The 20,340-nt window shown below is 43.4% G+C and carries 16 protein-coding genes; 7 read left to right on the top strand and 9 right to left on the bottom strand.

The genetic code is table 11. The features are described 5' to 3' along the window. Positions 1–38: 38 nt before the first annotated feature. On the bottom strand, positions 39–296 hold the full coding sequence (rpmA, locus tag MCT08_RS13540) for a 50S ribosomal protein L27 (protein WP_053308761.1): 258 nt from the start codon (positions 294–296) through the stop codon (positions 39–41). A gap of 21 nt (positions 297–317) precedes the next feature. Next, the gene (rplU, locus tag MCT08_RS13545) at positions 318–629 is read right to left on the bottom strand and encodes a 50S ribosomal protein L21 (protein ID WP_053308762.1); all 312 of its coding nucleotides are present in this window, start codon (positions 627–629) and stop codon (positions 318–320) included. Between the two features lie 272 nt (positions 630–901). On the opposite strand from rplU, the gene ispB reads away from it, so the two are divergent. Next, positions 902–1,873, top strand: coding sequence for an octaprenyl diphosphate synthase (gene ispB, locus MCT08_RS13550; protein WP_261918165.1), 972 nt, complete (start codon positions 902–904; stop codon positions 1,871–1,873). A 130-nt stretch (positions 1,874–2,003) separates the two neighbouring features. On the opposite strand, the gene MCT08_RS13555 is transcribed toward ispB, so the two are convergent. Together MCT08_RS13555 and mdh are read right to left on the bottom strand one after the other, a co-directional pair. Continuing rightward, on the bottom strand, positions 2,004–3,410 hold the full coding sequence (locus tag MCT08_RS13555) for a basic amino acid/polyamine antiporter (RefSeq protein ID WP_274678601.1): 1,407 nt from the start codon (positions 3,408–3,410) through the stop codon (positions 2,004–2,006). Positions 3,411–3,824: 414 nt separating this feature from the next. Continuing rightward, positions 3,825–4,760 carry a malate dehydrogenase gene (mdh, locus tag MCT08_RS13560; RefSeq protein ID WP_274678602.1) on the bottom strand — a complete coding sequence of 312 codons (936 nt, stop codon included), beginning with the start codon at positions 4,758–4,760 and terminating at the stop codon, positions 3,825–3,827. Between the two features lie 323 nt (positions 4,761–5,083). Here mdh and argR point away from each other — a divergent pair, with 323 nt between their 5' ends. The 5 genes from argR to MCT08_RS13585 all read left to right on the top strand — a co-directional run bounded on the left by argR (position 5,084) and on the right by MCT08_RS13585 (position 10,787). Beyond that, positions 5,084–5,554, top strand: a complete 471-nt coding sequence (gene argR, locus MCT08_RS13565) for a transcriptional regulator ArgR (protein ID WP_053308838.1) — start codon at positions 5,084–5,086, stop codon at positions 5,552–5,554. A gap of 342 nt (positions 5,555–5,896) precedes the next feature. Further along, positions 5,897–6,865: a TAXI family TRAP transporter solute-binding subunit gene (locus tag MCT08_RS13570; protein WP_168523473.1), complete on the top strand. Its 969-nt coding sequence runs from the start codon at positions 5,897–5,899 to the stop codon at positions 6,863–6,865. Between the two features lie 278 nt (positions 6,866–7,143). After that, positions 7,144–9,723: a TRAP transporter permease gene (locus tag MCT08_RS13575; protein WP_274678604.1), complete on the top strand. Its 2,580-nt coding sequence runs from the start codon at positions 7,144–7,146 to the stop codon at positions 9,721–9,723. Between the two features lie 85 nt (positions 9,724–9,808). Beyond that, a complete protein-coding gene (locus tag MCT08_RS13580; RefSeq protein ID WP_274678606.1) occupies positions 9,809–10,246 on the top strand; it encodes a universal stress protein in 438 nt (145 codons plus the stop codon). Between the two features lie 148 nt (positions 10,247–10,394). After that, on the top strand, positions 10,395–10,787 hold the full coding sequence (locus tag MCT08_RS13585; protein WP_274678608.1) for a DUF2061 domain-containing protein: 393 nt from the start codon (positions 10,395–10,397) through the stop codon (positions 10,785–10,787). A gap of 102 nt (positions 10,788–10,889) precedes the next feature. Here the strand turns inward: MCT08_RS13585 and MCT08_RS13590 are convergent, their stop codons facing one another. Together MCT08_RS13590 and rraB are read right to left on the bottom strand one after the other, a co-directional pair. After that, positions 10,890–11,693 (bottom strand): glycosyl hydrolase 2 galactose-binding domain-containing protein, encoded by an 804-nt coding sequence (locus tag MCT08_RS13590; protein WP_274678610.1) that lies wholly within the window; start codon positions 11,691–11,693, stop codon positions 10,890–10,892. 190 nt (positions 11,694–11,883) lie between these two features. Next, positions 11,884–12,306 carry a ribonuclease E inhibitor RraB gene (gene rraB / locus MCT08_RS13595; RefSeq protein WP_168523479.1) on the bottom strand — a complete coding sequence of 141 codons (423 nt, stop codon included), beginning with the start codon at positions 12,304–12,306 and terminating at the stop codon, positions 11,884–11,886. 559 nt (positions 12,307–12,865) lie between these two features. On the opposite strand from rraB, the gene arcA reads away from it, so the two are divergent. Continuing rightward, on the top strand, positions 12,866–14,086 hold the full coding sequence (gene arcA, locus MCT08_RS13600; protein ID WP_053308805.1) for an arginine deiminase: 1,221 nt from the start codon (positions 12,866–12,868) through the stop codon (positions 14,084–14,086). Positions 14,087–14,172: 86 nt separating this feature from the next. Here the strand turns inward: arcA and tldD are convergent, their stop codons facing one another. Genes tldD through MCT08_RS13615 form a run of 3 tightly spaced genes read right to left on the bottom strand, consistent with a single transcriptional unit; the run spans position 14,173 to position 20,337 of the window. Next, positions 14,173–15,618: a metalloprotease TldD gene (gene tldD, locus MCT08_RS13605; RefSeq protein ID WP_168523484.1), complete on the bottom strand. Its 1,446-nt coding sequence runs from the start codon at positions 15,616–15,618 to the stop codon at positions 14,173–14,175. Beyond that, positions 15,615–16,448, bottom strand: a complete 834-nt coding sequence (locus MCT08_RS13610) for a carbon-nitrogen hydrolase family protein (RefSeq protein WP_274678611.1) — start codon at positions 16,446–16,448, stop codon at positions 15,615–15,617. Before MCT08_RS13610 ends, tldD begins: the two co-directional genes overlap by 4 nt. Before the next feature lie 10 nt (positions 16,449–16,458). Then, on the bottom strand, positions 16,459–20,337 hold the full coding sequence (locus MCT08_RS13615; protein ID WP_274678612.1) for a YhdP family protein: 3,879 nt from the start codon (positions 20,335–20,337) through the stop codon (positions 16,459–16,461). Positions 20,338–20,340: the final 3 nt, after the last annotated feature.

Genomic DNA, 20,340 nt, shown 5'->3' on the forward strand with positions numbered 1-20,340 from the left:
GTAACGGCAGGGCTTTTGAATTCAGCTAGGTACTAAACTTATTCAGCTTCGATGCTAACAAATTTACGGTTTTTAGAACCTTTAACCTCAAACTTCACTTTACCTTCGGTAAGAGCGAAAAGAGTATGGTCTTTACCAATACCAACGTTAGTGCCTGCGTGGAACTTAGTACCACGTTGACGAACGATGATGTTACCTGCAAGAACAGATTCACCACCGAAACGCTTAACACCAAGACGTTTGCTTTCTGAATCGCGGCCGTTACGAGTAGAACCGCCAGCTTTTTTGTGTGCCATTGTTAAACTCTCCTAAATTACTTAAGCGTTGATGCCAGTGATTTTCACTTCAGTGAACCACTGACGGTGGCCTTGCTGCTTACGAGAGTGTTTACGACGACGGAACTTAACGATTTTAACTTTATCGCCACGACCGTGTTGTACTACTTCAGCAGTAATTTTACCGCCTTCAACAAGAGGTGCACCAACAGTGATAACCTCACCGTTAGCAACTAGAAGAACTTTATCAAATTCAACAGTTGCACCAGTTTCAACGTCTAATTTCTCTAAACGAAGAGTTTGACCTTCGCTTACACGGTGTTGTTTACCACCAGATTGGAAAACAGCGTACATATTTTACTCCGCTCTTTCCGCACAGCCGTATGCTTTTTATTTGAGCAATTTGGGTGTGCGCTAAACTAATCATCAATAGGGCGCAGATTCTACGCGAATGAGTACCCTAAGACAAGCCATATTTTGAAAAAATTGGCGAAAAGCTAATCGCCAATGAAAAGTGCCGCAATCATGCCTTTAAGCCATGTATTAATCAACGTTTTTTAGTGTATTATTCGAGAATTATAGAAGAACAAAATACCTTATAGGTTCTAACTTCAGCCGGATCAATCATGGATTTTAACGCTATCCAAACACTTACTGCCAACGACATGGCAAAAGTGAATGAAACAATTCAAGCTCAGCTCAACTCTGATGTATCTTTAATCAACCAATTAGGGTTTTATATTGTCAGTGGCGGAGGTAAACGCCTGCGCCCTCTGCTGGCCATCTTGTCAGCTCGTGCTCTCGGTTATCAGGGAGAGGCGCACACAACCGCAGCCGCATTTATCGAATTTATTCATACTGCGACCTTGTTGCACGATGATGTCGTCGATGAGTCTGACATGCGTCGTGGCAAAGCAACTGCCAATGCCGCGTTTGGTAATGCCGCCAGCGTGTTGGTCGGAGACTTCATCTACACCCGTTCATTCCAAATGATGACTAAGTTAGGATCATTAAGGATCCTCGAGTTAATGAGCGATGCTGTAAACGTCATTGCGGAAGGTGAAGTTCAGCAGTTAATGAACTGTAATGATCCTGACACCACCGAAGAAAGTTATATGCAGGTGATCTACTCAAAAACGGCACGTTTATTTGAAGCGGCAACTCAAATTGGCGCTATCTTAAACGATGCCCCTCAAGAGATCGAAACAGCTTTACAAAATTACGGCAAATACCTCGGCACCGCTTTCCAGCTCATCGATGACGTGATGGATTACACCTCTGATGGAAAAGAGATGGGCAAGAACGTTGGTGATGATCTAGCGGAAGGTAAACCCACTTTACCACTGCTGTATGCCATGCAAAATAGTACACCAGAACAAGCCAGCATGATCCGCGAGGCAATTGAAAAATCGAATGGCATGGAGCGTTTAGATGAAATTCTAGCGGTCATGAAGCAGACAGGTTCGTTAGAATATACAACGCAAAAAGCGCAACAAGAAGCCGATAAAGCGATAGCTGAACTTGCTGTAATTACTGATAGCGATTACAAGCAGGCGTTGATTACACTGGCTCATATGGCAGTGAACCGCACTAAGTAACCGATAATGATGGCTCGATATAACTTGCGATTTGTTCTTCTATTTTTTACCCGCAAGTAATCAAGCATTAGACAAACAGAGATGAAGTGCCTTGCTATCAAGGCGCTTCATCATTCTACTGAACATTAAGCTACAACCCACCTTGCCAAATCATCCCACAAGCAACAACAGCAACAAGGGTCAAAGCACACGCGCCAAACTTCTCTCTCCCTTGGAATGGATGAATGCCCTGCTCCCGTTTAGCTTTGATGTAGAAATAAAGCCCTGGCAGATACAGCAATGCAGAGAGCATCAAATAATGCAAACCAGAAGCGTACAGCAACCACAACCCATAAATCGTCGCCGACAAACCAATGATGAGTAACTTGCCACGATTTTTCTGTTCAATCGCCAGCTTAAGCGTGAATGCACCGACCAAAAAATATGGCACTAAGATCATTTCAGATGCAAAGATCAACAATGTGTCATAGGTACTACCTGCATACATCACTAAAATCAATGAACACTGGATACAGATATTGGTTAACGTCAACGCCTTAACCGGGCTGCCCGCTGCATTTTGTTTAGCGTAAATGGCAGGAAACACTTTATCTTTTGCACATAAAAATGGCGCTTCAGATGCCAGCACTGTCCAGCTTAAAAATGCCCCACAAACAGAAATAATAAGACCGATACCAATGATGTACTCACCCCATGGGCCAATAATCATGGTCAGAACTTTTGCCATTGATGGATTTTGATATTGTGCCAGTTCTACCGGCTTAATTACCCCCATTGACAGCAAAGTCACCAGCACATATATCGTCAGAGCTGTCAACAAACCGAGAATGGTCGCTTTGCCAATATCAGCACGATGACGAGCTCGACTAGACACGACGACAGCACCTTCAATACCAATGAACACCCATACGGTAATCAACATTGTGCTTTTAATTTGGGTAAGCAGATCGTGTTCGCTGCCAAAATGGAGCCCAGTAAAATCTAGCGTAAATTTATCCCAACTAAAGGCAAATGCAGCGCAAAGAATAAACAGAACTAAAGGTACCATTTTCGCAAAGGTAGTAATGAGGTTAATAAACGCTGCGGTTTGCACTCCCCTTAACACCAGTAAATGCACAAGCCAGAGTAATACCGAAGCACTAGCAATAGAAACCCAAGTATTTCCTGCTCCGAAAATGACGCTATCTGGGCTATCAAAAAACATCCCTAACGTACTAAAAACGATGACTAGGTAAGAAACATTGGCGACCATGGCACTAAACCAATAACCCCAAGCAGAACAAAAACCTGCAAAGTCTCCAAAACCCTCTCTGGCGAAACCAAACACACCGCTATTGATGTGCGGCTTATGAATCGCTAATTGTTGGAAAGAAAGCGCAAGAAAGATCATCCCTATACCAGTGATCCCCCATCCAATCATGACGGCTAAAGGGCTAGCCACAGAGGCCATATTTTGCGGCAGGCTAAATACACCAGCACCAATCATTGAACCAATGACAAGCGCTGTGAGTGAGCCTAAACCGAGTTTATTATCCATGGTGATGTTCCTGTGAGTATCTACACATACGAGGAAGAAGGCGCTATTTTAGAGAACAATATGATAAGACATAGCCCTAAAGTGATCTTTATCACCTAGATAGTGATAAAGATGGCAACTTCATTGCCGAGGATCAAAAAGATAGTAAGTTCATCATCAAAATAACAATGCAAACAGTAAAAAACTCCACATTCTACATACAGAAAAGCGTCTTAATATAAAAAGTTGCATTAATTCAAACAATAATACTGAGTTAGCCTTAAAAATTAATTACAAAAATAGGTAAATATAGCGATTAAACCGCTTAAAACACACAAATACTAAACCGATTAAAGTGCTGTTATGAAAACATTTAGCCCATAAAAAATGCCGCTCTTAAAAGAGCAGCATTTTTAGCGTAATGATATTTCGCGATTATTTAGCGAATTCAACACCAATAGCGATATCACCTTGCAGTGTTTCAAGCATGCCGTCTAAAGCAGCTTGCTCATAAGCACTTAATACACCGTAGCTTAATACTTCTTCTACGCCGTCTTTGCCTAATTTGATTGGTTGAGCAAAGAAAGAAGCATGTTCGCTACCACCATCAACGTAAGCGCACTCAACAATACCAGGTTCACCTTGCAGTGCTTTCACTAAAGACAGACCGAAACGGCAAGCCGCTTGTCCCATAGAAAGTGTCGCACTACCGCCACCCGCTTTTGCTTCAACCACTTCAGTACCCGCGTTTTGAATACGCTTAGTTAAAGCTTCGACTTCTTCAGCGCTAAACTCAACGCCTTCAATTTGAGATAGAAGAGGCAAAATAGTGACACCAGAGTGACCACCAATAACAGGTACACGAACCTGGCCTGGATCTTTATCTTTAAGTGCTGCCACAAAGGTCTCAGAACGAATAACATCCAGTGTAGTCACACCAAATAATTTACGCTTGTCGTACACACCCGCTTTTTTCAATACTTCAGCCGCAATTGGCACTGTTGTGTTTACTGGGTTGGTGATGATACCAACGCAAGCTTTAGGGCACACTTTAGCAATTTTTTCTGCCAACGCTTTAACAATGCCAGCGTTAACATTAAATAGATCAGCACGATCCATACCTGGTTTACGCGCAACACCTGCTGAAACTAAAACCACATCCGCACCTTCCAGTGCTGGTGTTGGATCTTCTCCAGCATAACCTTTGATCGATACCGGTGTCGGGATATGGCTAAGATCAGCAGCAACACCAGGAGTAACTGGTGCAATATCATATAATGCTAGATCTGAACCAGCAGGAAGACGGTTTTTAAGTAGAAGTGCTAGGGCTTGACCGATGCCACCAGCGGCACCAATAACAGCTACTTTCATCGTAGTTCTCCTTGAGAGTTAATCTCTTATAAATGTTTTTAGTAGGGTATTTTTAAGGTAGAACGCTATAGCAATCACAATATGATTACAATCAATTAACGTCAGCTTTGCGACCTTGCGCAATCGCAAAAAACCGTGCCACAAAACCAGTGGCGATTATGCCGCTTATTATCTTTACTGACAAAGGCTTAAGCAGCCATTCGACCAAAGTTTTACGTCAACTTTACAGTGACCTTTTAGACACTTTTGCAGGATAGTTTGGCTATAACTGCATAGCTATGCGAGAATATGCAGCAATAAATGTTCAATCGAAGACGATGACTATGCGCAATAATGATAAGCAAGATAATCTAGTTCGTGCTTTTAAAGCCCTACTAAAAGAAGAACGATTCGGCTCTCAAGGTGACATCGTTGATGCACTGCGTAACGAAGGGTTTGAGAATATCAACCAATCTAAAGTTTCTCGCATGCTCACTAAGTTTGGTGCCGTACGTACTCGCAATGCAAAAATGGAAATGGTTTACTGCCTTCCTGCTGAGCTTGGGGTTCCGACTGTATCAAGCTCACTGCGCGAACTGGTGCTAGATATCGACCATAACGCTGCACTGGTTGTGATCCATACCGGCCCTGGCGCAGCGCAGCTTATTGCTCGCTTGCTCGACTCTTTGGGGAAATCAGAAGGTATTTTAGGCGTAGTAGCCGGTGATGATACGATTTTTATCACCCCAACTTTGAATGTCACAACCAAGCAACTATTTGATTCTGTTTGCGATCTGTTTGAATACGCAGGTTAAACTTCAGCTCAAACTCCGCTCATTTTCTAACATTATCAGAGTCGTGCCGCTTATTGAGGCGTGACTCTGTTCACATCTTCAAAAATAAGACATCACTAATTAAGCGATAATAACTCATTGATAGGCAAGCCATTGTCATATATTTGACACTAAAGGAGTCACTAATATATAGCCTATTTCGCTATATTTTTTAACATTCCTATAATTATGTGTCGATTTTTTGGTATTATTTAGCCGCTTTTTCAACACACGGATTGAAAAAGACGACGTTTCCTAGTTAAGGAAACTCCCCCTATATTGCTATTATTTATGGGGTTAATAATGGATAAGGAAGGAAAATTCATGGCATTGAATAAATTGATTAAAGTTGGAGCGATTGCAGCTGCAGTGATTGGCGCGGGTGCGGTCAATGCTCAAGAGTTCATTACAATTGGTACTGGTTCGGTGACGGGTGTTTACTACCCAACAGGCGGTGCGATTTGTAAACTTGTCAACAAAGGACGTAAAGATCACAACATTCGTTGTTCTGTAGAATCAACTGGCGGCTCTATCTACAACGTTAACACTATTCGTGCTGGTGAGTTAGATTTCGGTATCGTTCAGTCAGATTGGCAGTACCATGGTTACAATGGTACCAGTAAATTTGAAGAGCAAGGTCCATTCAAAAAACTACGCGCGGTTTTCTCACTTCATACCGAACCTTTTAACATCATCGCGCGTGCTGATTCTGGCATTAATGGCGTAGCAGACCTTAAAGGTAAACGTGTCAACATTGGTAACCCAGGCTCTGGTGACCGCGCAACCATGGGCGTTGTTATGGATGCGATGGGTTGGACTAACGATAGCTTCAAACTTGCCTCTGAACTAAAAGGTTCTGAGCGTTCTCAAGCATTATGTGATAACAAAATTGATGCCTTCATCTACATGGTTGGGCACCCAAATGGTTCAATCAAAGAAGCAACAACTTCTTGTGATGCGAAATTAGTTTCTGCAACAGGGCCTGAGATTGAAAAAATCGTCGCAGGTAACCCTTACTATGCGTACAGCACAGTACCTGCTGGCATGTACCGTGGTACAGAGCAAGATGTGAAAAGCTTTGGTGTAGCGGCAACATTAGTGACGAGCACTGACGTTTCAGACGATGTTGCCTACAACTTAGCTAAAGCAGTATTTGAAGATTTCGATACCTTCAAACGCCTACACCCTGCTTTCGCAAACTTGAAAAAAGAAGACATGGTAAAAGCGGGGATCTCTATTCCTCTTCACCCTGGCGCTGAAAAATACTACAAAGAAATTGGCCTGCTAAAATAATGTCGCACTGCGATAACTCATAACTTAGCGAACCAGAAAGGAGGTGTCATGCCTCCTTTCATTAACACATTCATATATTCCAAACCGTTAGAGTTTAGCCAAGCTGTTAAAACTCTATATCTTAGGGATGTATTTTGGTTTTCAATGATTAGAAAACCAACTTTGATCGATTCCTGAAAACCCTACTAATCTGTTCACGGCAATGAATCATTCATGCCGAATGCACTGATGTATGGAAACTTTTCAGATCAGACCATCACATAATAAGGATAACGTACATGACGAAGACAACGACTCAGTCTACCGATGTGCAAGAAATGGTGGCGCAATCCGATACTGGCGCAAGAAACCCAAGTGGGTTATCTGGGCGCATTCTATGGTTTGTTCCATTATGTTGGTCATTGTTCCAACTTTGGTATGCATCACCGCTACCATTTATCTTCAATTTTGCTGTCTTGAACGATACTCAAGCACGAGCCATTCATCTTACTTTTGCCGTATTCCTCGCGTTTACCGCTTATCCCGCCATGAAGAGTTCATCGCGAGATCGCATTCCTCTTATCGACTGGCTATTGGCCCTAGCAGGAAGTTTCTCGGCTGCCTACATCTACCTTTTTTATACCGAGTTGGCGGGGCGTTCGGGAGCTCCGACAATATTAGACATCGTCGTTTCAGTCATTGGTATGGTGTTACTTCTTGAAGCAACACGCAGAGCGTTAGGTCCACCGTTAATGATGGTGGCTGCGATATTCTTGCTCTATACCTTTGGCGGCCCATACATGCCAGATGTCATTGCTCATAAAGGTGCAAGCTTAAATAAAGCAATGTCGCATTTATGGCTAACGACCGAAGGGGTATTTGGGGTTGCGTTAGGGGTATCCACTTCTTTTGTCTTCCTCTTTGTTTTATTTGGCGCCATGCTTGAGCGTGCGGGAGCCGGTGCTTATTTCATTAAAGTCGCGTTTTCAATGCTTGGCCATATGCGTGGTGGTCCAGCAAAAGCCGCGGTAGTTGCATCAGGTTTATCTGGCCTAGTATCTGGCTCATCGATTGCCAACGTTGTGACAACTGGTACCTTTACCATTCCATTGATGAAACGAGTTGGCTTTCCGGGCACTAAAGCCGGAGCGGTAGAAGTTGCGGCATCAACCAACGGACAATTAACGCCACCAATCATGGGGGCGGCGGCATTTTTGATGGTCGAATATGTCGGTATCTCGTACGTTGAAGTTATCCGTGCCGCATTACTGCCTGCACTCATCTCTTACATTGCGCTTATCTATATTGTGCATTTAGAAGCCTGTAAAGCCGGTATGACCGGACTACCTCGTCGTAATACACCGACCTTGCTTCACAGCTTGCTCTCTTTTACCGGCACAATTTTAGGTCTGTGTGTCATCAGCGCTGTCGTTTATTACGGCATTGGCTGGACTAAAGACGTATTCGGCGCAGCAGCAACCCCTATCGTTACCATTGCATTACTGTTGACCTATATCGCCTTAGTTAAGATCTCTGCTAGCTATGCCGCTGAAGGGGCAATGGATATGGATGCCGAACTGACCGAAGTTCCGGATCCGGGTCCGACGGTAAAGTCTGGTCTTCATTACCTCTTACCAATTGTGGTTCTAGTCTGGTGCTTAACGGTAGAACGTTTTTCCCCAGGGCTTTCCGCCTTCTGGGCCACCGTGTTTATGATCTTTATTTTGATCACTCAACGACCTCTCATGTCGCTCATTAACAAAACCAATGATGTGAATACCCAGATCAAAGCGGGTTTTATCGACTTAAGTGAAAGCCTAGTGTCTGGCGCTCGCAACATGATCGGTATTGGTGTGGCAACAGCGGCTGCAGGAACTGTCGTCGGTGTCGTCACATTGACGGGGATTGGTCTCGTCATGACTGACTTTGTTGAGTTCATCTCTGGTGGTAGCGTGATCATGATGTTGATCTTCACCGCAGTGATCAGTCTGATCCTCGGTATGGGTCTACCAACAACAGCTAACTATATCGTTGTATCGACGTTAATGGCTCCGGTGATTGTTACTTTAGGCGCGGCGCATGGCCTTATCATTCCACTGATTGCAGTCCACCTATTTGTGTTCTACTTCGGTATTTTGGCAGATGATACGCCACCGGTTGGTCTCGCGGCCTTTGCCGCAGCGGCTATCGCCAAATCAGATCCGATTCGTACTGGTATTCAAGGTTTTGCCTACGATATTCGTACCGCTATTTTGCCATTTATGTTCGTGTTTAATACACAACTACTGTTGATGGGTATTGATACTTGGTGGCATTTAGCATTGACCATCTTCTCAGCCATCACGGCGATGCTACTCTTCTCAGCAGCAACTCAAGGGTGGTGGTTTACTCGCAGCAAATGGTGGGAAACCGTCTTATTGCTGGTGCTCACTTTCTCATTCTTCCGCCCTGGTTTTTGGTGGGATATGATTTATCCAGCGACCGAGATTCACCCAGGTACTGAGATTGCTCAAATTACTGAGGCGCTCAATGTCGGTGAGTCTATTGAACTGATCGTTGCTGGTGAAACACTTTACGGAGATTTCCGTTCAAAGACGGTACTACTACCTTTTAATGATAAAGCAGTAAGCGCTGAAGAGCGTATTCAGTCTATGGGGCTAACACTCAAGCAAATTAATAACCGTATGATTGTCGACATGATTGAATTTGGTAGTCCAGCAGAAGCATCAGGGATTGATTTCGATTGGGAAATTCGCTCAGTCGTGGTTGATAGTGACCGTCCAATGAAAGAGTGGGTATTCCTACCTGCGCTACTATTGGTCATTGCTTTAGCATGGAATCAAAAACGCCGCATCAGAACACAAAAAATACGCGCTTAATCAATATGCCTAGCTAAAGCTAGGCATATACTTAACGGAAACAAGGTGCTCCAAAGCGCCATATCGCACAATGAGATAAACAATAATGTATAAACATATCCTTGTTCCAGTTGACCTAAACGATAAAGGCTTTGCAGATAAAGCCGTTGAACTTGCTGTTTGGCATGCAAGATATTCAAACGCTGAAATTCATCTATTAAATGTACTACCTGGCATTCACATGTCGATGGTCGCGACTTACTTCCCTAAAGATGCTGCAGCTAAAATGAAAAATGATGTCAAGCAGCAGCTCAAACAGTTCGCTGATCAGCATATCGATGATGAAATTATTTACAAACTGCACGTAGCAGAAGGTAAAACCTACGCGACCATTTTAGATTATGCAGAAAAGCTCGGAGCGGATCTGATTGTGATGCCAAGCCATAAACGTTCGAAGATCGATAAAGTCATGTTGGGTTCAGTGGCGAGTAAAGTCGTGCAGCATTCACCGATTAACGTGTTGGTTGTAAAGCCACAAGGTTAAAAACCTTATCCCCACCGAAAAAAGGCGCTGAATGCGCCTTTTTTACATTAGGAATCGACTATCACATTAATCGATATTTCCACCTTTTAATTATGAGAATAGTTATCAATAATGTTTGTATCCCATAGATAATCAATAGGTATACGACATGAAAAAGACACTTAACTTTGCAGCTATACATTTTAGCATTGCGTTTACAGTGGCTTATTTATTAACCGGTGACATCATTCTCGGTAGCTTGATTGCTATGCTTGAACCTATGGTCAACACAGTTGCTTTTTACTTCCATGAGAAGCTATGGGCTCAATATTCACCGTTGCAACGCTTTGCTCAGTCCGCCACAATCAAAACCACCAGTTTTGCTGTCATACATTTTAATGTCGCCTTTGGGGTCGCCTACTTAATGACAGGGAGCTTTTTAATTGGTGGGGTAATGGCGATGATCGAACCAAGTATTAACACTTGTGCTTACTACTTCTACGAGAAATTTTGGCAACGCAAACATGCAGCCACTTGGCACCCAGCCCATTATTCACACTAAAATGTCTTGAAATTGCAGTAGAGGTGCAAACAAGCCCCTCAATGGCTATAAACAAGGTAATTGGGAAAGTTGAGCGCCATCAGCAACTTCACAGCGCAAGGCTTACAAAGGAAAATGAGTGACACATAAATCTTCACTCAATGCGATATGAAATGATTGCTGCTGTCCATCAAGTTGCACGGTTAACGTGTAAAGATCACTCGGATCAAGCTTATTCAGATCAGCATATTTAGGGGCTTCAACTTGAAATAGCGCGCTAATGTGATCTTGGCGCACATCGATCGGCAACTGATAGCTCATACCATTAAATTTAACCACCGCCGCCACCAAACCTGGTGAGTAGGTTTTGTAGTGCAGATTGACCAAAAACTCACACCCACCACCGTGGTGCCAAATCTGTTCAGTGGTCACATGCTCTAAACGAACGTGACGAATAAACTGTAGATACGGCTGCTGCCAAATACCGATTCGTTGATCGTACTTTTTAACCTGATGATGGCCCAGTGGACAAAGTTCAATCGCATCTTCTTCGTCAAGCAACCACTCTTCTTCCTGTTCGAGAAATAAAATCTCAAAACGATTGCGCCCAAGCTGCATTAAAGGACGAATATCTTTTTTATAGATAGACTGGCTACCATCACAATCGAAAAGGGCCACGCCGTTTAACCGTATTTCGGCATAAAAATCGATCCCTTCCAATACCAAATCTACCGCGGCAAACGCCAGCATAGACTCATCGACATCAATATCATGCATCAAGTGCCATTCTTGTTCGGCAATCTGCTGCTCTGTCATTGTTTCAGGCAAAACTTGACTAAGAGGAGCAGGAAAGCACAGATCATCTTGAGGGATCGACAAATCAGTCAACGGTGAAAGCTGCCAAAAGCCAGCGAGAGAAAGTTGCATAATAAACTTGAGCCAGATCAATTTTGTCGCATTATATACAAAAAAAGCACTCAAATGTTCGCTTACAGGTAACTATTTATTCTGTAGTCCAAGATAAGCAAAGATGAAATGTTGGATAAATCAATGCACCTTGCCCTAGTTGCAGATAAAAAAATACCAGCAACAAGGCTGGCATTCTTTAACTGAGGAATTACTCTTCATCATCCTCGTCGTCGTCACCGTACAGTGCATCTTCACCTTCATAGTAAGTGCCCCATCCGTCGTAGATGATGTCATATTTTTCAGCAAGATTGATAAGCTTAGCCGCTTGTTCGTCAATAGCTTCTGCATTAAGCGTTGACTGCATTGTCGCATCACAGCACAGTAATTTATTGCCATCTTCATCTTCAGTTTCTTCAGCTTCAAGAACTTCAAAACCCATTTTAAATGCTTCAACGACCGCTTTTTCTAACGTGTCAAAATCTTCAGCAAACAGATGGTGCTCAATCTCATATAACGCTTCTGGATCACTTCCATCTTCCAATAATGCTTGAATGATGTCGCGAGTATCCTCTTTTTGGATTTCAATTAACTCTTCAACGGACACGTAATCATCTTGTTGAGGTTGAGACATAAGGCGCTCCAGATTTGGCAAAAATAGATCTAAATGAATTGCGACGAAATATGGCATGGATCGCTAAAAATTACCACCTACAAAGCATTAAGATCGTTATCTTTGTAGAAGATCATTCACCTTAAAACTCTCGTAAAGCGGCGAGACAGCATAATTTAACAATTTATTTTCAATTGACCACTTCAGCAGATTATCTGCCTATCGTTTTTGGTGAATTACGCCTGAAAGTGCCCATTTATCGATCATCCATGCATATTCGAAAATTAGAACTTACGAGAATCTCTGACCTTTATTCACAAAAAACGCATAAAAGCGAAATTTTATGCATATATTGTTCATGCTTGATTACTTTCTATTTTACGCAAAAGCGCATAATAAGGCATTTTCTATTCTAGCTCTTATTTATGCAAAATTGGAATTTATGAGCATTAAAGTAAATATTAATAAAATTTAAAACCAATCATTTTGATTTTTTTGGTTTATATTGCCAGAAGGATAACTTGCATCTTAACGGTAAGCTTGTCATTAATAGCCTCAGGAATAAGAGTAAGGATACAAAATGAGTAAGTTGTACGTGGGATCTGAAGTAGGCCATTTACGAAGAGTACTGTTAAATCGACCAGAACGCGCCTTAACCCATCTCACCCCTTCGAACTGTCATGAACTGCTGTTTGATGACGTTCTCGCGGTCGAAGATGCGGGAAAAGAGCACGATGCTTTTGCTGATACACTAAGAAAGCAGGATGTAGAAGTATTGCTATTGCATGATCTTTTAGTCGATACATTAGCGGTGGCAGAAGCAAAAACCTGGCTACTTGATACTCAGATATCTGATTTTCGCTACGGGCCGATCTTTGCTCGCGATCTTCGCCGTTATCTAGCCGAGATGGACAACGAGCACCTTGCCACTATTTTACTTGGTGGGCTAGCCTATTCGGAACTACCGATACCTTCATCATCGATGCTACCAAAGATGCATAGACCATTGGATTTTGTGATTGAGCCTCTACCCAACCACCTATTCACTCGTGATACATCATGCTGGGTATACGGTGGCGTATCACTCAACCCAATGATGAAACCGGCTCGTCAACGTGAAACTAACCATCTGCGTGCAATTTATCGCTGGCACCCAGTCTTTGCTGGTCAAGATTTCATTAAATATTTTGGCGATGAAGATCTGCATTACGATAATGCCAATATTGAGGGTGGTGACGTACTGGTGATTGGTAAAGGTGCGGTTCTGATTGGTATTTCAGAACGAACCACACCACAAGGTGTAGAAAATTTAGCGGCGAACCTATTCAAACATGGTCAAGCCAAAGAGGTAATTGCGGTGAATTTACCCAAACATCGCTCTTGCATGCACCTAGATACCGTCATGACACATATGGATATTGATACGTTCTCTGTCTATCCGGAAATTATGCGTAAAGACTTAGATACCTGGCGTTTAACACCAAAAAACGATGCTGATATACAGGTAGAAAATGTTCCCAGTTATATTCACGCCATTGAATCGGCCCTCGAGGTTGATTACCTTAAAATCATCACCACTGGTGGTGACAGCTATGAAGCAGAGCGTGAACAGTGGAATGACGCTAACAACGTACTGACAGTAAAGCCAGGCGTGGTTATCGGTTACGAACGCAATGTGTATACCAACGAAAAATACGATAAAGCAGGTATTGAAGTACTTACTATTCCAGGAAATGAGCTTGGGCGCGGTCGCGGTGGAGCACGCTGCATGAGTTGCCCAATTGAACGCGATGGTATTTAACCGTTTCTAACTTGGTAAGTATTGCCTCATAAAAAAGCGGCGAATCATATCGCCGCTTTTTGTAAATTCAACCACCCCAAAAGTGCTTATTCCGTGCCGCCAACCGTCAAGGAATCAAGTTTAAGTGTGGGCTGACCGACCCCCACAGGTACACTTTGTCCTGCTTTACCACACACGCCAACGCCACGGTCAATGCTTAGATCATTGCCGACCATCGACACCTGCTGCATAGCTTCAATCCCTGAACCAATCAAGGTTGCACCTTTAATTGGGTGAGTGATCTTACCATTTTCAATCATGTAAGCTTCTGAAGCTGAGAAAACAAACTTACCAGATGTAATATCGACCTGACCACCGCCAAAGTTAGGCGCATACACCCCTTTTTTAACGGTAGAAATGATCTCTTCTGGTGTGTGTTCACCTGGCAACATGTAAGTATTGGTCATACGCGGCATAGGCAAATGTGCGTAAGATTCACGACGACCGTTACCGGTCGGGTTCACGCCCATCAAGCGCGCATTAAGCTTATCTTGCATGTAACCTTTCAATACGCCCTTTTCAATCAAGGTATTGTATTGGCCGTTCACCCCTTCATCATCAACATTGAGTGAACCACGCAAATCTTTCAAAGTGCCATCATCAACAATAGTACAAAGATCTGACGTCACTTTTTGGCCGATCTTACCGGAAAATACCGATGAGCCTTTACGGTTGAAATCACCTTCCAGACCATGTCCGACCGCTTCGTGAAGCAGTACACCCGGCCAGCCAGAACCCAAGACCACTGGCATAGTGCCCGCGGGAGCGGCTACCGCTTCTAAATTCACTAACGCTTGGCGAATCGCTTCATCTGCAAATTGGAAAGCAATTTTGCTTCCGTCTTGTTCAGTCAAGAAAAAGTCGTAGCCAAAGCGTCCACCACCACCAGCACTACCGCGCTCACGGCGGTCACCTTTTTGAGCCAATACGCTGATAGACAAACGAACCAATGGGCGTATATCCCCAGCATAAGTGCCATCAGTGGCAGCGACTAACATTTGTTCGTGCACACCACTTAAGCTAACCGACACCTCCTGAACCATTGGCTCTTTAGTTCGGATGTAAGCATCGAGCTCTTTGAGAAGATCTGTTTTTTGCTGCTTTTGCCAGCTTTCTAATGGATTATCCGCAGAGTAAAAGGCTTGGTTATCGGTTCGCTTAAATGCTTGAACACGGCCATTTTTACCTTGCTGAGCAATACCACGCGCCGCCATAGCACTTTGTTTCAACCCTTCAAGTTGAATTTGGTCTGAATAGGCAAACCCCGTTTTCTCTCCGGTAACAGCGCGTACGCCAACACCGCAGTCGATATTAAATGAACCATCTTTGATAATGCTGTCTTCAAGTACCAATGACTCATGCCAGCTAGATTGAAAATAGATATCGGCATAATCAATTTGGCGAGTGGCAATGCTCGCTAGCGTGTCAGCAATATCTTGCTCAGTTAAGCCAGCGGGTTTTAATAGTGCATCTTCAATGCGGTTAATACTCATAGTTTGCTCTTATCATCTATAAATTGATTCGTGAATCGTGTGTGTGTGGCAATGGGCATACGTTGGCGAATCTGCTCAACGATGCTTAAATCAATATCAACCACCAAGTTATCAGCTTGGTTGGCTAAGCTTGCGACAACTTCACCCCAAGGATTGATAACCATAGAATGCCCCCAAGTTTCACGCCCACATGGATGAACGCCCGTTTGCCCGACGGCAACGACCCAACACTGATTTTCTATCGCTCGCGCTCGCAGCAGAATTTCCCAATGTGCTTGTCCAGTCACAGCGGTAAAAGCCGCGGGAACTATTAAAATCTGCGCACCTTGTTTTCGAAGCTGAGAATACAAATGAGGAAAGCGAACATCATAACAGATGGATAGACCTATTTGACCAAATGGTGTCGAAACAACATTCAGCTTTGTGCCGGGGGTAAAAGTTTCAGACTCTCGATAGCGTTGATGGCCATCGGTAACATCAACATCAAACATATGTAGCTTATCGTAATGTGCGCAAAGTGTGCCTTGCGCATCAAACAGCAACGATGTTGTCGTCACAGCAGTACCTTGCTTAATCGGCATACTACCAACCAACAACCAGACCCGATACTGACGCGCAATCGATGCTAACTTAGCTTGAATATCACCTTGCCCTAGTGGCTCTGCATATTGGTGATAATCTTGCCGAGTACCAAATACAATTGAGTTTTCTGGTGTGACAACCCATTGAGCGCCTTGAGCAGCCAACTGACTAACTTGTTGCTCGATATCAGCAAGATTCAAATCCGGCCAAGGACCGGAAGTCATTTGAATAAGTCCTACGCTATCCATGCTTGTGTCCTTATTTTTCTGCGATATTTCTCAGTTTTTCGGGCAGTTTGAATTCACCTTTGCTACGTGACAGTTCTTTAACGACAGGAGCGTTAATGGGCCCTTTAACCTCATAGTTCACTTGGCTAAACACTTCCACTACGGGCGCAATGACCGTGGTAATTGCCAATACATACAACGCGGTTTGTGGCGTTACCGCAAATGCTGTCAGTACTGGAATGCCAGAGGTAATATCAGGCACAAAGTTAACTTCAGCATCGACAATCCGTGTATTAAGGTTGGCTAACCCTTTAATTTTCATGTCACCCGCGACCGCATCCATCTCGATATCATTGGTTACAAATACTCCTTGAGAAATTTCACCGCTACCGGTAATCGAGTTAAATGCCATACCTTTATCAAACACGTCGCTAAAATCGAGCTGCATCTTACGGATGATCGAGTCTAAACTAAACAAACCAAGTAACCGCGCCGCGCCGCTTACATCTGAAATGATACCTTTTCCTAATTTAGTTCTGAGTTGTCCTTGTAGCGTATTGATCTTCATTGACCATGGTGCGCCATCCCAATTACTTTCAGAGGACAATTCAAAAGGTGCTCTCTGAATGCCGGAACTAATACCAAAACGTTCCATTACATCACTGTTATTGTCACCTTTCATATTGAGGTTAAAAACAGTGTGACTGGTTTGTTCGCTGAGCGTCCAAGTACCATTTATATTGACTTGGTTAGTACCACTATTGATGTCAATGCTCTTCCATTCGAGCGTGTCACCATGGCGTTGGAAGTCCATATTTAACTGACCAATTTTATACCCTTGCAACCAAAAATCATCGATAGCTAAGGTTAAGTTTGGCATCAACTGATGAAACTGGCGGTCAAAATCAGAAATAAGAGGCTCGGCTTGACGATCTGAATCCACTAGTAAGTTTTTATTATTATCGTCATACAAAGTATCTAAAGATGGAATGTAAACATGCAGACGTTCTAATGAGACAGACAAATCATAAGGCTCAATATAACTGGCTTGTCCTTTGACTTCTTGACTGTCAAGTTGTAGCAACCACCCTAGGTTTTTACGTCTTGCACTAAAATCAACATCGTGCCATTCAAGCCCAGCTAACATCAATTCCTTGACGTTAACATTAATCTTTTCTGGTTGGGGGATAGTAGGCGTGTTCATTTTATCAAGCACTGCTTCAGCTTTTGACTGAGGCTCACTGCCCACACTTAACCACTGATCAAAATCAAATTGATCACTACGTATCTGAGCATGATGCCCCACAACAGGGCTAATTCTGAAATTTCCATTTCCAACCACTAGGTTGGTGGCGGTAAGCACTGGTGTATTAGGCGTTATGTCTATTTCCGCTTGGTATTTAACTTGTGGCAATTGTAAGCGAGCCGTAATCGACTCTTGATTTCCAGAGGCTTGCAAACGCGCTTTACCCGCCACATTAGATGCTTTTTTCAATGGATATGGATAATCACTTTCGATCATCTTCATATCTGCTGTGCTATCAATTTGGTAAGTAAAACCAATATCATTGAGCTGGAGATCAACGCCCATTTGCCATGGTGCATGACCACCTAAACGACTCACCCAACGTTCACCAACAAACGGGGTCAAGGGTTTTATGTCCCAATCACCTAGCGCATCAATCTTCACTGAGTAGCCTTGAGGGACATTTTCACCCTTAAAATCGACAGAAATTGGCTGAGTCAGCAGTTCAGCGGAAAGACCGGCCGCCGTTACGACATCATTATCAAATTCAATTCGTCCTGATACCCCGTCCAGTGTCATTGGTGGTGCATTAATTTGGACATGGTTACTGTTTAAGTCAGCCCAACCCCACGCTCTGGCTTCTCTATCGTGATCAAAAGGGATATTGAGCTGAAATTGTGATTGAACTTCCCCACTCACTTGAATAGCAGTTAATGCCGCACCAACCGAATCAACCAACGGTGTGGAAGTCATGTAATCACGAACTGCGTTGCCTTGCGCTATCGCCGTGGCTTCAATTTCTATATGACCACCCGGTGCAAGCTTGGGAATACGACCTGTAATTCTTTTGGCTGCTACATCCATTAACGTTGCAGAATGTGAATCTAAATACATCACATCATTTTCAAATAACAGATCAAGCTGCAAATCGGTGATCGGTGGCCATGCGGTATCAAAACTAAACTTAGCTTGCTTTAATCCAACCCACGCCTGGAACATGCCGTTATTTTTATCGTAAGGGAAATCTGCCAGTTCACCGTACCACAGTAGTTTAGAAGTAGTGACTTTACCGGCTTGAATAGCCGTTGAAAGATAATCGGTTAAACTACGACCCATCGCAAGCGTTGGTAAATAACGCCACGTTTCACCAGCGTTGTATAAATCCGCTTCCGCATAGAAGGAAAGCAAAGGGCTTTTTTGCTCAGGGAAATCGAGGCGAAATGCACCAAGCACTTGTAGATCGGGCGTTGCTGCAGTGACTTTATCGGCCCATAATGACCAACCGTCAACCTGTTGTTGCCAGACAATATCAACTTCAGCTTGGCGGATATTTAATGGCGCTTGGAAGACTTCGCCATACGGTAACACATCGTCAATTAAAGTGACCTTGGCTCTGGCTTGTTCTGTATTACCAGAAATCGCAGCTTGCAGGTGATGAACTTCAGGCAATAACTTCCATTGCGCCATTGAACCGTCATTCAATTTGGCAGAATATTTCAGTGAATTTAGCGTTTCGCCTTTACTCAACCGGATATCTTCCAGTGTGCCGCCCAAGTTTAACTGTTGCAAAAGCTGGTTGGTTTTCGATGAATCAGGTGCAAGTTTGACCAACGGAAGCAGTGTTTTAATGTCCAATTGAGAAAGGTTTAAGCGCCATTGGCTAGGATGCCAATCAAAAGCGACATCAAGATCTGGCCATGCATCATCATCCGTACGAAGTTTCAGTGAGTAAGCATTTACTTGCCAACCGTTATCCACTGGAGAAAGCTTAACCGTTCCTGATTCTAATAGCAGATCATATTGACGTTCATCATGCCACACCAGTTCTGACGGTTTTAGCTCAACATAACCATCGACTGGCTGGTTATGTTGAGCCGTTAGCCAACCATCAAAGCTAATGTTGCCTTTTTCAATCCCAGTTTCATCTTTCAAGTAACGTGTTAACCAAGGCCCGATTTTAATATTGTCAGCACTGACATAGAAATTGCCGGAAATATCAAGCAATGAACCATGGTCTTCGAAGTTAGCACTCACCAACAAAGAGTTGATACTGGTATCAGCAATACTGACCACACCTTCCGCTTTATGCTCAGCGCCAATATTTTGCCAACGCAGACGCTCTATATCCAACTGACGAATATCGCCCGCTACCGACTGATAAAAGACAGTGGAGTCGAGCAACGCAAAATCATCCAGTTGCCGTAGCAGTAAGTTATCTAAACGATGAATGACACTGCTCTGAGTGTTATTTTGAGGATTATCATCTTTATTAAGTTCTAACCAATTTACTGAACGAATATCGAGTTTGAGTTGATGTACGCTTAGGTCAGCAATGACAGGCTGTAACTGTAACAGAGATTGAATAAGGTCAAACTCAACATCAATTTGCTGGGCGGAAAAATAAATTTTCGAACCATCGGGTAAATTAGCTTGTAGCCCTTTTAAGGCAATAGAAGGGTGCGTATTACGCCAGAATCCCTTTACCTCACTGAGCTCAAATTCAAAGCCTGAGTTTTGGTTGATCCAATGCTGAATCTCGCCCTGAAAACGATTCATTTGTGGCAGTGCAACACGCAAGGTGGTCACAGCAATGGCTAAGACCACCATGGCACTGACTAGTAGCCATAACACGATGCGCCAAAGGCGCGTAAAAGGTGATATCACAAA

This window comes from Vibrio aestuarianus, from assembly GCF_028858425.1.
Classification (GTDB): Bacteria; Pseudomonadota; Gammaproteobacteria; order Enterobacterales; family Vibrionaceae; genus Vibrio; species Vibrio aestuarianus.

Excerpts from the sequence above, each read along its gene's own strand:
- rpmA (WP_053308761.1), bottom strand. The coding sequence starts at position 296 with ATGGCACACAAAAAAGCTGGCGGTTCTACTCGTAACGGCCGCGATTCA.
- rplU (WP_053308762.1), bottom strand. The coding sequence starts at position 629 with ATGTACGCTGTTTTCCAATCTGGTGGTAAACAACACCGTGTAAGCGAA.
- ispB (WP_261918165.1), top strand. The coding sequence starts at position 902 with ATGGATTTTAACGCTATCCAAACACTTACTGCCAACGACATGGCAAAA.
- MCT08_RS13555 (WP_274678601.1), bottom strand. The coding sequence starts at position 3,410 with ATGGATAATAAACTCGGTTTAGGCTCACTCACAGCGCTTGTCATTGGT.
- mdh (WP_274678602.1), bottom strand. The coding sequence starts at position 4,760 with ATGAAAGTAGCTGTTATTGGTGCCGCTGGTGGCATCGGTCAAGCCCTA.
- argR (WP_053308838.1), top strand. The coding sequence starts at position 5,084 with ATGCGCAATAATGATAAGCAAGATAATCTAGTTCGTGCTTTTAAAGCC.
- MCT08_RS13570 (WP_168523473.1), top strand. The coding sequence starts at position 5,897 with ATGGCATTGAATAAATTGATTAAAGTTGGAGCGATTGCAGCTGCAGTG.
- MCT08_RS13575 (WP_274678604.1), top strand. The coding sequence starts at position 7,144 with ATGACGAAGACAACGACTCAGTCTACCGATGTGCAAGAAATGGTGGCG.
- MCT08_RS13580 (WP_274678606.1), top strand. The coding sequence starts at position 9,809 with ATGTATAAACATATCCTTGTTCCAGTTGACCTAAACGATAAAGGCTTT.
- MCT08_RS13585 (WP_274678608.1), top strand. The coding sequence starts at position 10,395 with ATGAAAAAGACACTTAACTTTGCAGCTATACATTTTAGCATTGCGTTT.
- MCT08_RS13590 (WP_274678610.1), bottom strand. The coding sequence starts at position 11,693 with ATGCAACTTTCTCTCGCTGGCTTTTGGCAGCTTTCACCGTTGACTGAT.
- rraB (WP_168523479.1), bottom strand. The coding sequence starts at position 12,306 with ATGTCTCAACCTCAACAAGATGATTACGTGTCCGTTGAAGAGTTAATT.
- arcA (WP_053308805.1), top strand. The coding sequence starts at position 12,866 with ATGAGTAAGTTGTACGTGGGATCTGAAGTAGGCCATTTACGAAGAGTA.
- tldD (WP_168523484.1), bottom strand. The coding sequence starts at position 15,618 with ATGAGTATTAACCGCATTGAAGATGCACTATTAAAACCCGCTGGCTTA.
- MCT08_RS13610 (WP_274678611.1), bottom strand. The coding sequence starts at position 16,448 with ATGGATAGCGTAGGACTTATTCAAATGACTTCCGGTCCTTGGCCGGAT.